Source organism: Massilia orientalis, from assembly GCF_030411975.2.
GTDB classification, from domain to species: Bacteria; Pseudomonadota; Gammaproteobacteria; order Burkholderiales; family Burkholderiaceae_D; genus Telluria; species Telluria orientalis.
Window position 1 is genome coordinate 51,149 of sequence record NZ_JASNRB020000016.1, and the last position, 13,468, is coordinate 64,616.

Annotated in this window: 16 protein-coding genes; 13 read left to right on the forward strand and 3 right to left on the reverse strand. The window is 66.7% G+C overall.

The genetic code is table 11. The annotated features are described in order from the left end of the window. Positions 1-7: 7 nt before the first annotated feature. From fliP to QPK29_RS23450, 3 genes are read right to left on the reverse strand one after another with little or no spacing between them, the layout of a single operon-like run. Positions 8-787, reverse strand: coding sequence for a flagellar type III secretion system pore protein FliP (gene fliP, locus QPK29_RS23440; protein ID WP_056123445.1), 780 nt, complete (start codon positions 785-787; stop codon positions 8-10). Next, positions 784-1,149: a FliM/FliN family flagellar motor switch protein gene (locus tag QPK29_RS23445; RefSeq protein ID WP_056123440.1), complete on the reverse strand. Its 366-nt coding sequence runs from the start codon at positions 1,147-1,149 to the stop codon at positions 784-786. The genes fliP and QPK29_RS23445 overlap by 4 nt, the downstream gene beginning before the upstream one ends. A 5-nt stretch (positions 1,150-1,154) precedes the next feature. Further along, positions 1,155-2,009, reverse strand: coding sequence for a FliM/FliN family flagellar motor switch protein (locus tag QPK29_RS23450; RefSeq protein WP_160409558.1), 855 nt, complete (start codon positions 2,007-2,009; stop codon positions 1,155-1,157). A 349-nt stretch (positions 2,010-2,358) separates the two neighbouring features. Between QPK29_RS23450 and QPK29_RS23455 the strand changes: the two genes are divergently transcribed. Genes QPK29_RS23455 through motA form a run of 13 tightly spaced genes read left to right on the forward strand, consistent with a single transcriptional unit; the run spans position 2,359 to position 13,466 of the window. Continuing rightward, positions 2,359-2,706 (forward strand): flagellar hook-basal body complex protein FliE, encoded by a 348-nt coding sequence (locus tag QPK29_RS23455; RefSeq protein WP_056123639.1) that lies wholly within the window; start codon positions 2,359-2,361, stop codon positions 2,704-2,706. 16 nt (positions 2,707-2,722) lie between these two features. After that, on the forward strand, positions 2,723-4,483 hold the full coding sequence (fliF, locus tag QPK29_RS23460; RefSeq protein ID WP_371768553.1) for a flagellar basal-body MS-ring/collar protein FliF: 1,761 nt from the start codon (positions 2,723-2,725) through the stop codon (positions 4,481-4,483). Further along, entirely contained in the window at positions 4,464-5,486 is a 1,023-nt protein-coding gene (locus QPK29_RS23465) for a flagellar motor switch protein FliG (protein ID WP_056123433.1), read from the forward strand. The genes fliF and QPK29_RS23465 overlap by 20 nt, the downstream gene beginning before the upstream one ends. After that, positions 5,483-6,175, forward strand: a complete 693-nt coding sequence (gene fliH / locus QPK29_RS23470; RefSeq protein ID WP_056123431.1) for a flagellar assembly protein FliH — start codon at positions 5,483-5,485, stop codon at positions 6,173-6,175. The genes QPK29_RS23465 and fliH overlap by 4 nt, the downstream gene beginning before the upstream one ends. Further along, entirely contained in the window at positions 6,172-7,488 is a 1,317-nt protein-coding gene (gene fliI, locus QPK29_RS23475; RefSeq protein WP_160409560.1) for a flagellar protein export ATPase FliI, read from the forward strand. The genes fliH and fliI overlap by 4 nt, the downstream gene beginning before the upstream one ends. Further along, a complete protein-coding gene (locus QPK29_RS23480; RefSeq protein WP_056123425.1) occupies positions 7,485-7,937 on the forward strand; it encodes a flagellar export protein FliJ in 453 nt (150 codons plus the stop codon). Before fliI ends, QPK29_RS23480 begins: the two co-directional genes overlap by 4 nt. A 14-nt stretch (positions 7,938-7,951) precedes the next feature. Continuing rightward, positions 7,952-9,409, forward strand: coding sequence for a flagellar filament capping protein FliD (fliD, locus tag QPK29_RS23485; protein ID WP_160409561.1), 1,458 nt, complete (start codon positions 7,952-7,954; stop codon positions 9,407-9,409). A 10-nt stretch (positions 9,410-9,419) separates the two neighbouring features. Beyond that, the gene (gene fliS, locus QPK29_RS23490) at positions 9,420-9,809 is read left to right on the forward strand and encodes a flagellar export chaperone FliS (protein WP_056123420.1); all 390 of its coding nucleotides are present in this window, start codon (positions 9,420-9,422) and stop codon (positions 9,807-9,809) included. Continuing rightward, the gene (locus tag QPK29_RS23495; RefSeq protein WP_371768554.1) at positions 9,802-10,131 is read left to right on the forward strand and encodes a hypothetical protein; all 330 of its coding nucleotides are present in this window, start codon (positions 9,802-9,804) and stop codon (positions 10,129-10,131) included. Before fliS ends, QPK29_RS23495 begins: the two co-directional genes overlap by 8 nt. A 2-nt stretch (positions 10,132-10,133) precedes the next feature. Then, positions 10,134-11,282 carry a flagellar hook-length control protein FliK gene (locus QPK29_RS23500; protein WP_371768555.1) on the forward strand — a complete coding sequence of 383 codons (1,149 nt, stop codon included), beginning with the start codon at positions 10,134-10,136 and terminating at the stop codon, positions 11,280-11,282. Between the two features lie 51 nt (positions 11,283-11,333). Next, a complete protein-coding gene (locus QPK29_RS23505) occupies positions 11,334-11,795 on the forward strand; it encodes a flagellar basal body-associated FliL family protein (RefSeq protein WP_082577030.1) in 462 nt (153 codons plus the stop codon). 23 nt (positions 11,796-11,818) lie between these two features. Then, on the forward strand, positions 11,819-12,550 hold the full coding sequence (locus QPK29_RS23510; protein ID WP_056123408.1) for a FliA/WhiG family RNA polymerase sigma factor: 732 nt from the start codon (positions 11,819-11,821) through the stop codon (positions 12,548-12,550). A gap of 25 nt (positions 12,551-12,575) precedes the next feature. Next, entirely contained in the window at positions 12,576-13,466 is an 891-nt protein-coding gene (gene motA, locus QPK29_RS23515) for a flagellar motor stator protein MotA (protein WP_056123405.1), read from the forward strand. Positions 13,467-13,468 lie beyond the last annotated feature (2 nt).

A 13,468-nucleotide genomic window follows, 5' to 3' on the forward strand; every position in this document is an offset into this window, starting at 1 on the left:
ATGAATGCTAGATGCCGTGGATGCTGCCGACCAGCGTATTCACGGTCAGGGTCCAGCCATCGACGAGCACGAACAAGAGGAGCTTGAACGGCAGCGAGATGACGAGCGGCGAGAGCATCATCATGCCCATCGCCATCAGCACCGACGACACCACGAGGTCGATGATCAGGAACGGAATGAACAGCATGCAGCCGATCTGGAACGCGCTTTTCAACTCGGACAGCACGAAAGCGGCCAGCTTCACGGTGAAGCCGCGGTCCATCGGCTTCATCTCGGCCGGCTCGCCCGCCAGGTGCGCGATCTGGGCCAGCGCGGTCTTGCTCGTCTGGGCCAGCATGAAGCGCGACAGCGGTACCTCGGCGATCTTGAGCGCCTGCTCGAGCGAGATCTTGTCCTTGTCGTACGGGACGAATGCCTCGTTCCACACCTGCTCGCCGATGGGACGCATGACGAGCAGGGTCAGGATCAGGGCGACGCCGGTGATGATCCGGTTGGGCAGGCCCTGCTGCAGGCCCAGGGCCTGGCGCAGCAGCGACAGCACGATCACGAAGCGGGTGAAGCTGGTCATCATCATGACCATCACGGGCAACAGCCCGAGGATGGTCATCAGGACCAGGATCTGCGACTTCACCGTGAGGCCGCTGGACGAGCCGGGGATCACGCCGGGCAGCACGTCCGGTGCGGCCCATGCGCCTGCGCTGGCCAGCAAAAGAACGGCGCCCGCGATGGCGGGCGCAAAACGGTGCAAGGTGTGAGCCACCCCGGCACCGCGGCGTTGCAACGTCATGACGCGATCAGGTCCAGGTTGAGGCCGTCCAGATCGATCACCTTCAGGCCGTACTGCTCGCCCGCGACGACCACTTCGGCGCGCCCGATGGCGGCGCCGTTGACCTTGATGACGAGCGGCTCGCCCGCCATGGCGTCGAGCGGCAGCACGCTGTCCGGGCCGATCGCCATCAGTTCCTGCAGCGAGATGCGGGCCGAACCCACTTCCAGCGTCAGCGTCACCGGGATGCGGCGCATCATCTGCGGCAGGCGCGGCGCGGCTTTCGGTGCCGCTGCCGCGCTTTGCTTACCTTCTGCGGCTTCATCCGCCAGCTCGTCGTCGATGAGGATGTCGTCACCGGCGAATTGATCGTTCAGGTTCATATTGATTACTCGGCGTCTTCAAAAGAGGTTAAACACAGCTTGCCTTTGTGCTCGGCGACGGCGGCGGTAAACAACCGCGCCTCGTCGAGCAGGACGTCGGCCCGGCCCACGTTCACCGGAATCACGTCGCCCACCTTCAGGTCGAACAGTGCGCCCAGGGTGATTTCCTTGCTGACCAGGCGGCCGTCCAGTTTGACCTGGAGCTTGGTCGCAAGGGGCTCGGCCGGACCGCGCGCGGCGGCCGGACGGCCAGTTTCCGGGCGCAGCGTGCCCAGGATCATGGCCATCAGCTGCTGGTCGGGCGCGATCCAGAACTGGCCGGTGTTGTCGTTGTTGTCACGAACCTGCAGGCGCAGGGCCCAGTTGCTTTCGCCGGGCATTGCCGAAGGCACCACGGCATTGGCCTGGATGGGCCGCGGCGCCACCTCCATTGCCACATTGACAGCGACGCGTGCATACAACAGATCCACCATTTGTTGCGTCAGTACGACGCCTAATCTTTCTTCGGTGGCCGTCACGCGCTCGGTTTGCGGGTCCCGCTGAGTTGCGCCGGCGCTACGTCCACCGTAGCGTCGCTCCAACAGTGTCAGTAATAAACCACGCTCGAACGTCACCGCGACGGTGCCCAGCGCACCCAATACGGCCATCCAGCGCAGGCTCGTTTCTTGCGGCACGCGGCCGAATTCAACGGTTTCGAGACGCCATCCGGCCCAGTAACGGCGTGCGCTGCCCTGCATGGCAGTGTCCAGGTCTTCCTGGAGACGCGCCGCAAACTGGGGCAGCAGATGTACCGGACGCCCTAGAAGACAGGGGTCGAGCACTTGGTGCTGCAGGGTGGTGTCGGGGTTTGCAATCGGCATGGTCAAGTTAAAAAAATGATAAGCAGAGATGCTTTCTTTTCATTCCTCTGGGCAACAATTATACCCGGGAAATTGTGTCACGCCATTTGATTTTCCCCTTTGAATTCGCCATTGCCCTACGGTAAGATGCTGTCACTGCGCTGGGGAAATCAAACTACACTCTGGGGATCGGACGAAACCGCTGCTATTCTCCTCGGTTCCGCGAGAGAAACCAAGCCACAGTATGACACTAAGAATTTAACAATTTTCTAAATGTCAACGTTTCTTGCAGAAAATGTAACAGCCGCAGGCGAAGCAAGATTGACTAAAAGTTACAACCGCAAACTTAAGCATGGGAGCGATGAACACGATGGGAACTGAACTTGCCGGCCTGATCCGGGCCGACCTGGCAGCCCTCACCAACGATGCCAACCGCCTCGCCGTCGTGGCGCCTGCGGTCGATGGCGGCCACCCCACCCTGGGCGATGGCAACGGCGGCTTCTCCTTCGCGCAGAGCATGAAGAATGCTCTCGTCAGCGTGGACCAGGACCAGCAGGTGGCCAACCAGAAGATGGCCGACGTGGACAGCGGCAAGAGCGACGACCTGGTCGGCGCCATGCTGTCGTCGCAGCAGGCCAACCTGTCCTTCTCCATGCTGATGCAGGTCCGCAACAAGGTGATGGGCGCCGTCGACGAGCTGATGAAGCTGCCGGTGTAACGGGAACGAACCGATCGTGATTGCTACTCTCAAGTCCGCCATCGGCGGCAAGCGCCTGGCCCTGCCGCCCGCGCTGACCAAGAACCTGACCCCGATGCTGGTGCTGGCCATCGGCATCACCGCGGCCGTCATGCTGTACATGTGGAACGACCAGGCCGGCTACAAACCGGTGTTCGGCGCCCACGAGAAAGTCGTCGCCAGCGACATGATGAGCGTGCTCGACGCCGAACACGTGCCCTACCGCATCCACCCGGATTCGGGCCAGGTCATGGTGCCGACCGGCCAGCTGGGCAAGGTCCGCATGCTGCTGGCCGCCAAGGGCGTCACCGCGCAGCTGCCGGCCGGCCTGGAGCTGATGGACAAGAACGACCCGCTGGGCGTGTCGCAATTCGTGCAGGACGTGCGCTTCCGCCGCGGCCTGGAAGGCGAGCTGGCGCAGTCGATCCTGACCCTGGACGCCATCGCCTCGGCGCGTGTGCACCTGGCCATCGCCAAGTCCTCGTCGTTCGTCGCCAGCGACGGCGACAAGTCGTCCGCCTCCGTCGTGGTGGCGGTCAAGCCGGGCCACACGCTGTCGAACGAACAGATCGCCGCGATCGTCAACATGGTCTCGGGCAGCGTCGCGGGCCTGGCGCCGGCGCGCGTGTCGCTCGTCGACCAGAACGGCAACTACCTGTCGTCGCGCGTGGACCTGACCGAAGGCTTCGACGGCGCCGCCCAGGGCGATGCCGCCGCCAAGCGCTACCAGGATGAAGCGCGCGCCAACGTGGCCGGCCTGCTCGGCCCCGTGCTCGGCGCCGACAATTTCAAGGTCAGCGTGACGGCCGACGTCGACAACGACAAGATCGAGGAAACGCAGGAGAAATACGGCGAAGCGCCGAAAGTCACCAGCGAAGCGATGCGCGAGGAGATGGAAAAGAGCCGCATGGCGCTGGGCGTGCCGGGCACGCTGTCGAACCGTCCGCCGGTCGCCGCCAATCCGCCGGCCGATCCGAACGCCGCCGCCAACGGCGCCGCCGCCGACCCGAACGCCAAGGCGGACGACGGTAGCGCCCGCAAGAACGCGACGACGCGCCAGTACGCCTACGACCGCGCCATCACGCAGATCAAGCGCTCGCGCGGCCGCCTGAAGAAGCTGTCGGTGGCGGTGGTGCTGAACAACGCCAAGGCCGCGACGCCGAAGACGGGCTGGACCCCGGCCGAGATCGCCAACATCGACAAGATCCTGCGCGGCGGCCTCGGCATCGACGCCACCCGTGGCGACGTGCTGACGGTGTCCGCGCTGTCGTTCCCGGCCCCGGTCGCGGTCGAGCCGTGGTACCAGGAGCGCGACAACATCGTCGACATGGTCCGCTACGGCATGTATGCGCTGGGCGCCCTGCTCGGCTGGCTGCTGGTCCTGCGTCCGCTGATGCGCATGCTGAACCAGCGCGTCGCCCCGCAGCCGGCAGCGGCAGCGGCAGCCGCCGCACCGACCCTGGCGACCGTCCAGGCCGGCGCCAGCAACGCCCTGCCGGGCGCCGTGCACAGCGCCGGCGCGCTGCCGGCCCCGGGCGCCACCGCCGCGGCGGCCCTGCCGGGCGAAACGACGGCAGCATCGACCGGCGGCACGCTGCCGGTCCAGGCGCTGCTCGAAGAATACGATTTGCCCCCGGCCGGCTCGGCCGTGGATGTGATGGTCGACCACCTGAAAGTACTGGCGGGCAAGGAGCCGGAGCGGGTGGCGGAAGTGGTCAAACAATGGGTGCAAAAGAAAAATGGCGGATCTGAACAATAACGACGTGCAGGAAGCAGTGCTGAGCCCGGTCGAACAGGCCGCAATCGTATTGCTGTCCATCGGTGAAGAACCGGCTGCGGCCGTTCTGCGCTGCCTCGAACGCGAGGAATTGATCGAGCTGACCCAGGTGATGAGCCGCATGAGCGGCATCAAGGTCGACGCCGTGAAGAACTCGATCCAGAAGTTCTTCGACGACTACCGCCAGCAGAGCGGCCTGCACGGCGCTTCGCGCAGCTACCTGAAGCGCTCGCTCGACCTGGCCCTGGGCAGCGAGATCGCCAATTCCGTGCTCAACACGATCTACGGCGACGCTATCCGCCCGATGATGGCGCGCCTGCAGTACGCATCGCCGAAGTGGCTGGCCGACTATATCGCCGCCGAACACGTGCAGATGCAGGCCGTGTTCCTCGCCTTCCTGCCGCCCGCGCTGGCCGGCCAGATCATCGATGCGCTGCCGGAAGGCAGCCGCGAGATGGTCCTGCTGAACCTGGCGCGCCTGGAAGAGATCGACCGCGACCTGCTCACCGAGCTGGAAGAGCTGGTGCAGCGCTGCCTGTCCGCACTGGACACGCAGAGCGCCACCGTGGAAGGCGTGCGCCAGGCGGCGGACATCCTGAACCGCCTGCCGAACAACCGCGCCACGATGGTCGAGCTGCTGCGCGCGCACGATCCGGATGTCGTGTCGAAGATCGAGATGTCGATGTACGACTTCTTCATCCTGTCGAAACAAACCGAACAGACCATCACCCGCCTGCTCGACGAGATCCCGCTGGAGCAGTGGGCGATCGCGCTCAAGGGTGCCGAACCCGCGCTGCGCGACGCGCTGCTCGGCGCGATGCCGAAGCGCCAGGCACAGAGCTTCGAGGATCTCATGAAGCGTTCCGGCCCGGTGCCGATGTCGCGCATCGTGCAGACGCGCCAGGAGATCATGGCGCAGGTCAAGGAGCTCGTCGACAACGGTGAGATCGAAGTCCAGCTGTTTGCCGAGGCGACTGCCGAATGAAGCAGTTCCGGCCTTATCACTTCCCGCCGCTGGCGCAGTTCATCGCCGCCGGCGCGGCCAAGGGCGCGCAATCGTCCTCCTCCGCCACGCCGACCGAGGACTGGCAGAGCGCGGTGGCCGACGGCTATCGCCAGGGCCAGCGCGAAGGCTATGAAGTCGGCCTGGACGAAGGCCGTGCCGACGGCTATGACGCGGGCCATGCCGAAGGCGTGGAACGCGGCATCGCCGAAGGCCGCCAGCAGGCGCTGGCCGAACTGGAGCAGATGGCCAAGCCCGTCGACGCCATGCTGCGCAGCCTGAAGAAGATGAAGACCGAATTCCGCAACGCCCAGCGCAAGGAAGTGGTGGACCTGGTCGGCAAGATCGCGCGCCAGGTGATCCGCGCCGAGCTGGCGCTGCAACCCGTGCAGATGCTGAACCTCGTCGACGAGGCGCTGGCCGCGATGCCGCCCACGCGCGACGAGGTGGAAGTGTTCATGAATCCGGAAGAACTCAAGCGCATCCAGGAACTCGATCCGAAGCGCGCCAAGAAGTGGAACCTGATGTCCGATCCTGCCCTGGACCTGGGCGAGTGCCGCGTGCGTGCGGGCGACCATGAAGTGGACGCCGGCTGCCAGAACCGCCTCGCCGCCTGCATGACGCAAGTCCGCGAAAGCCTGGACGCGACCGCGAAGGAGGACGCCGAGTGAGCGCACTGGCCGAAACCCTGCGCGCGCTCGAGATCAAGGCCCCGCCGGTCGCGACGCCCACCGGGCGCCTCGTCGCCGTGCAGGGCCTGCTGCTCGAAAGCGTGGGCTGCCGCCTGCACACCGGCCAGCGCTGCCGCGTCGAGACCGTCGACGGCTCGTGGCTCGACGCGCAGGTCGTGGGCTTCCGCGACAAGGTCACGTACCTGATGCCGTTCAAGCAGGCCGACGGCCTGGTGACCGGCGCGCGCGTGCTGCCGGCCACGGGCCCGTCCAGCATCCAGATCGGCCCCTCGTGGATGGGCCGCATGGTGAACGGCCTGGGCGAACCGATCGACGGCCGCGGCAAGCTGGGTGGAGAGGAAGCCCTGTCGACGACGCCGCCGAAGGTGAACCCGCTGCGCAAGGCCCCGGTGGAAGAACCGCTGGACGTCGGCGTGCGCGCGATCAATTCGATGCTCACGATCGGCAAGGGCCAGCGCGTCGGCCTGATGGCCGGTTCCGGCGTCGGTAAATCCGTGTTGCTCGGCCTGATCACGCGCCAGACCGTGGCCGACGTGATCGTCGTGGGCCTGATCGGCGAGCGTAACCGCGAGGTGCGCGAGTTCATCGAGAAGTCGCTCGGCGCGGAGGGTTTGCGTCGAGCCGTGGTCGTGGTGGCGCCGGCCGACGAAAGCCCGCTGATGCGCGTGATGGCGACGGAACTGTGCCACTCGATCGCGGCGCATTTCCGCGACCGCGGCCAGAACGTGCTGCTGCTGTGCGATTCGCTGACGCGCTACGCGATGGCGCTGCGCGAAGTGGCGCTGTCGCTGGGCGAGCCGCCGGCCACGCGCGGCTACCCGCCGTCGGTGTTCTCGAACCTGCCGCAGCTCGTCGAATCGGCCGGCAACGGCGAAAACGAACAGGGCAGCATGAGCGCCATCTACACCGTGCTGGCGGAGGGCGACGACCAGCAGGACCCGGTCGTCGACAGCGCCCGCGCGATCCTCGACGGCCACATCGTGCTGACGCGCGAACTGGCCGAACGCGGGCACTACCCGGCGATCGACGTGGCGCAATCCATCAGCCGCTGCATGGCGCAGGTGGTGACGCCGGAACACGCCCAGGCGGCGCGCAAGCTGAAGGCCGCGCTGGCGAAGCATGCGCGCGTGCGCGACCTGATACCGCTCGGCGCCTACCAGCCGGGCGCCGATCCGGAAACCGACCGCGCCGTGAAGCTGAACCCGCACATCGAGGCGTTCCTGTGCCAGGGCACGCGCGAAGACGCGCCGTTCGCGGCCTGCGTCGACCAACTGAAAGCGATGATGGCATGAGCAAGCGCGAGACGATCACCAGCCTGGACACGCTCGTACGCGTGCGCAGCACCGAAGTGGAACGCATGCAGACGGCGCTGGCGAAGAAGGAGGCGACGCGCGTGCGCTTCCAGGCCAGCGTGGAGCGCCTGACGGCGCTGGCGGAAGGCAGCGGCCCGTCGGGGCAGCCGGCCGGCGCGCGCGCGCTGTCGCCGGCGCTGGCCATCAATTGCGGCAATTACAAGCAGGCCGTGTTCGCGCTGGCGGATACGCACCGGACCGACCTGCAGTTGCACGAGGCCGACATGGCCGTCGCGCAGAAGCATCTGGCCCAGGCCTGGACGCGGCGCGAGCTGCTGGGCAAGGTGCTGGAGCAACACGAGGTCGCGTATGCGCGTGCGCAGGAACGCACGCAGCGCAAACGCGAAGACGAGATCGCCACGCAGTCGTGGCTGGCAAAGAACGCATAAGCAGGAGAACCGATATGGCAACGAGCGCGATCACCGCCCCCACCTACGACCCGACCAGCACCGCCAAGGCCCTGGCCGACAAGTACATCGAAGGTGCACAGACCCAGCTGACCACGCAGACCAATACGGCGAACGCCACGGCCAAGGCCCTGACGACGCTGAGCTCCGCGATCTCGGCTTACCAGACGTCCCTCGCCAGCCTGGCCGGCATCGGCAAGTCGATGCTCGCCCAGAGCGCCACGTTGTCCGACACGACGCTTGGTACGGCCACCGCCAGCTCGACCGCGACGCCCGGCACCTACAGCGTCTTCGTCAAGCAGGTGGCCACGCCGAGCCAGATCGCCTACAACCTCGGCGACTTCGACCTGAGCGCGGAGAAACAGCCCGATGGCACCTACCAGCCCGGCGTATTGAAGCTGAACCTGGCCGACCCGGCCGACCTCGCCGCGACCCCCGTCACCATCAACGTCGACCTCGCCGCCGCCGATGCGGACAAGAACGGCACGCTCACCGCGCGCGAGCTTGCGGTAGCCATCAACCAGTCCGCCGACAATGGCGGCAAGGTCACGGCCGGCATCGTCACGATCGGCACCGGCGCCAGCGCGACGTCGCGTCTCGTGCTGTCGTCGACGAAAACCGGCGCGGCGAACACCATCTCGCTCGATACGACCGGCGTGCTCGACGCCAACCTGCAGGCCGCCCTGAACGCCGCGCCCACGGTCATGAGTACGGCCCAGGACGCCATCGTCAACTTCGGCGATCCCACGGACCCCACGACGGAAGTCAAGCAGGCGTCGAACACCTTCACGAACATCGACGGCGTATCGTTCACGGCGACCAAGGCCCAGGCGCCGGGCGCCACGCCGATCACCTTGACGGTGGGCGGCAACGCCACCGGCACGACGGCGAACGTGCAGGCGTTCGTCGACGCCTACAACAAACTCAAGAGCGCACTCGACGGTCTCCTCTCGGCGGGCGACCCCAAGAACAACGTCGCGGCCGGCGCGTTTGCTCACGACGCGGGCGTGACCGCGCTGCGCAACCGCGTCGTCGACCTGCTGCGGCCGAGCGGCGTGCTGTCGCTGGCCAGCTACGGCATCACGGCCGCGCACGACGGCACCCTCAGCCTGGATTCGGCGCGCCTGCAAAAGCAGCTGGCCGTCAATCCGACCGGCCTCGACACGCTGATCGGTACGGCCAGCACGTCGGCACCGACAGGCATCGCGGGCTCGCTGAACACCTACCTGAACATGTGGAGCAATGCGACCACCGGCCAGATCCAGGAGCGTACCGACGCCAACAGCAGTCTGCAGTCGCGCCTGACCGAGCGCCAGACGGACCTCGATGACAAGTACAACGCGGCCTATCAGCGCTACCTGAAACAGTACACCGCCCTGCAGGCCCTGCAGTCGACCATGCAAAACAATTCTTCGATGTTCAGCGCGCTGTTCAACAGCAACTCATCCAACTGAGAGATTCGAGATGTCTTATACCGAAGCCTACAGCAGCTATCACGCCACCAGCCTGGACGCGCAAACGTCGCGCGCCTCGCCGATCGAACTCGTCCTGGTGCTGACCGACGGCCTGCTCGACGAACTGGCGCGCGCCCGCGCCCACATCGTGGCCAAGCGCTACGAACAGCGCGCCAACAGCATCAACAAATGCGTCGACATCATCAACGGCCTGTCCAGCTCGCTCGATTTCGAGACCGGCGGCCAGGTCGTCGCCAACCTCGCCAACCTGTACGACTTCTGCGTCACGCACCTGCATGGCGCCGGCATCAAGCAGGACCCGGCGATGATCGACGAGGTCGTGCGCATCCTGACCACCATCCGCCAGGGCTGGGCCGGCGTACAGGCGCGTAATGGCTGACCGGACCGACCGGCTTGCACGGCTGGCGCTGTTGGGCAATACCCTGCAGGACGCCGCCGCGCGCCAGGACTGGGACCGGCTGGGCGAACAGGCCCGTGCCCTCTTCCCGGCCTTGCACGCGCTCGCCGCACAGGGCCCGTGGAACGCCGGGGAACGCGCCGCGCTGGAACGCGTGCGTGCCCAGCACGACACGGCCGCGCGCCACGTGGCCGCCGCCGCGCGCGCGCTCGAACCGCGCCTGGAAGAGATGCGCGCCAACAAGGACGGCTGGATCGCCTACGCGATGCACAGCGAAACAGAATCAGGCGCAAGCCAGGAATGACCATGATGCTCAACACCGTAAACCCGTCCACGTCGGCCCTGCCGGCCGCCAAGCAGGCGAATGCCCCGGCTGCCGCCAAGGACGCACCGACCGCGGCGGCACCCGCGCAATCCACGGCCGCCGGCACTGCGCCGGCGCCGGCGCCGGGCAAGACGTTCGCCCGCTGGCTCGGCCTGCAGAACGTCGCGGGCGCACAGGTGCCGACGGACGCCGCGGCGGATCCGGCAGCGGACGCCGCCGCCGCGCAAGCGAGCGCGCCCACCGACGCCGCGACCGACACCGCGCCGGCCGACGCCGCCGCCACGCCGGACAATCCCCTGCTGGCCGCGATGACGATGCCGCTGATGCCGCTGTCGCCGCAACAGGTCACCCAGGCCGTGCAGGCTGCCCAGGGCGGCGCGCACGCCAGCACGGACGAGGGCGGCAAGGCCGACACGCCGGCGCAGCCGCTCGCAGTCTCGGGCCAGGATACCCGCCGCGCACCGGTGGCCCTGCCGCAGGCCGTGCTCGCGCAAGCTGCCCAGCAGGATGCGACCGCCGCCCACGTGCGTCTGGCCGTCCAGGGCAATCCCGCCAACGGCAACGCCGGTACCGGCGGCCAGGACGCTGCGACGGACGGGTCCGGTGCGCAGGGCGTCCAGCCGGGCACCGCCACGGCCGCGCCGGTTGCGGGCGCCGTGACCTTGCCGGCTGCCCAGCCGGCCGCCGACACCGTCAAGCTGGCCGGTCCGCCGACGGCATGGCGCCAGACTCTGCAGGAAACGCTGGGCGACCGCCTGAACGTCCACGTCGCGGGCAACGTGCAGCAGGCCACGATCAGCATCGAGCCGCCCCAGCTGGGCCGCATCGACATCGCGATCCGCCACAGCGCCGGCACGCTGGAAGTGAATATCTCGGCCACCAACGGTGACGTGCTGCGCCAGCTGCAGACCGTCAGCGACAACCTGCGCAACGATTTGTCGCAGCGCCAGTACACGGAGGTCGCCGTGACGGTGACACCGGCACCCAAGAACAATGCGGCGCCGTTCGGCGACCCGCAACAGCAGGGCCGCGGCCGCCAGCAAGGCCGCGACCAGGACAACGAGCCCGGCCGCGGTCTGGCCGAAGCCGGCAACCCCGCGTCCGTGTTCAATCTCGGCCGCGACTCGTAAGCAACGGACGAATCGAGAGCGCTTTCGGGCGCAAGTACCAACATGAGCAAAATGAAAATGATTATTGCCATCGCCGGCGCCGTGATCGTGAGCGCGGCCGGTGCGGGTGGCGCGGTCTGGTGGTTCATGCCCAAGCCCGCGGCAGCCGCCGGCGCGGCGAAAAAAGCGGAAGCGGAAAAGGCCAGGGAAGGCAAGCCGGTCAAGTACGTGACGCTGGACAAGGTCATCGTGATGCTGCGCCGCGGCCCGGACGACGCCGACACCCACTACCTGTCGACCGACCTCGTCTTGTCGACGGAAGCGGCGAAGGAAAAGGAAACGAAGGAAAACCTGCCGCTGCTGCGCAGCCTGGCGGTGCGTACCCTGTCGGCCTACACGATGAAGGAAGCGGCCGGCATGACGGTGGAACAGTACGCGGAAGAACTGAATAAATCCTTCGACGCCAATTATGAGCACGAGCACACGGAAAAACCGTTCGTGCAAGTCATGATCGGCAAGCTGATCATCGAATAACCATCGGGGACAACGTGGGTTACATGACCGACTACGCCGACAGCTACGCCAGCAGCGAATATGCCGACGCCGCCATCCATGCGGCCATGAGCGCGGCCGAAGAGCAGAAACACCTCGTCGCCTATGCGCCGCTCGTCAAGCGCATCGCGCGCCAGCTCACGTCGCAGGTGTCGGGCGCGATGGGACGCGAAGACATGGAGCAGATCGGGCTGATGGGCCTGCTCGAAGCGCTGCGCCGCTACGGCACCCCGGACACCGGCTTCGCCAGCTACGCGTCGCTGCGCGTGCGCGGCGCGATCCTCGACGAGCTGCGCCGCCAGGACTGGCGCCCGCGCGCCGTGCGCCAGGACAGCCACAAGATGCGCGACGCCGTGCGCGCCCTCACCCGCAAGCTCGGCCGCGAGCCGAACGACAAGGAAGCGGCGGACGCGCTCGGCGTCAGCCAGGAAGACTGGCGCCAGTTCCTGCTGGATGACGTTGCCGAGGAGCTGCTCAGCTTCGACGACGTGCTGCAGGAAGCGACCGAGCGCGCCCACAACGCCCCCGGTCCGGAAGAACAGTTCATGGTGCGCCGCAGCCTGGAGCAGGCACTGGGCGCCCTGAACGAACGCGAGCAGCGCGTGATCCAGATGATTTATGAATTCGAGCTCAGCTACAAGGAAATCGCGGCCGTGCTCGACCTGTCCGACGCCCGCGTCTGCCAGCTCAACAAGAGTGCGCTGGCCAAGATGAAAGCGGCGCTGGCCCAGGCCTGAACGACCAGACAAGAAAGGTATAACAATCATGCAAATCCTTGGCATTCTCATCGTGCTCGGTGCCGTGTTCGGCGGCTACCTCATGATGGGCGGCAGCGCCCTCGCCATCTGGCAACCGACCGAGATGCTCGTCATCTGTGGCGCCGCCGTCGGCGCACTCGTGCTGGGTAACCCCAAGCACGTGCTGGCCGAACTGTTTTCCCAGGTCAGGAAGGTCGCGAGCAAGCACAAGCACGACTCCGAATTCCAGCGCCAGCTCCTGCTGCTGATGTACGAACTGCTGCAGACGGCCGCGGGCGGCCTGAAGGCGCTCGACGCCCACGTCGAGGCGCCGAAGGACAGCCCGATGTTCCAGCGCTATCCGCGGATCCTCGAAGAACCGAAGCTGCTGGCGTTCATCGTCGACAACTTCCGCCTGATGGCAATGGGCAAGATCAACGCCCATGAACTGGAAGGCGTGCTCGAACAGGAACTCGAGGCCATCCACGACGAACTGACCCAGCCGTCGAAATCGCTGCACAAGATCGCCGAGGCCATGCCGGGCTTCGGCATCCTGGCCGCCGTGCTGGGCATCGTGATCACGATGAACTCGGTCGGCGAAGGGGCCGACACCGCCGAGATCGCCGAACACGTCGGCGCCGCGATGGTCGGCACGTTCATCGGCATCTTCTTTTGCTACGGCGTGCTCGATCCGATCTCCGGCATGATGAAACAGCTGGTCAATTCCGAAGCGTCGACCATGGAAACCGTGAAGGTCGTGCTGTGCACCCACGTCGCCGGCAAGCCGCCCCTGCTGGCGATCGACGCGGGCCGCCGCCTGATCCAGCTGAACACCAAACCCAGCTTCGCCCAGCTCGAAGCGTGGATCAACGCGATGGCCGACGGCGAGGACGCCGGCGCCAGGCGCAAGGCCTGATC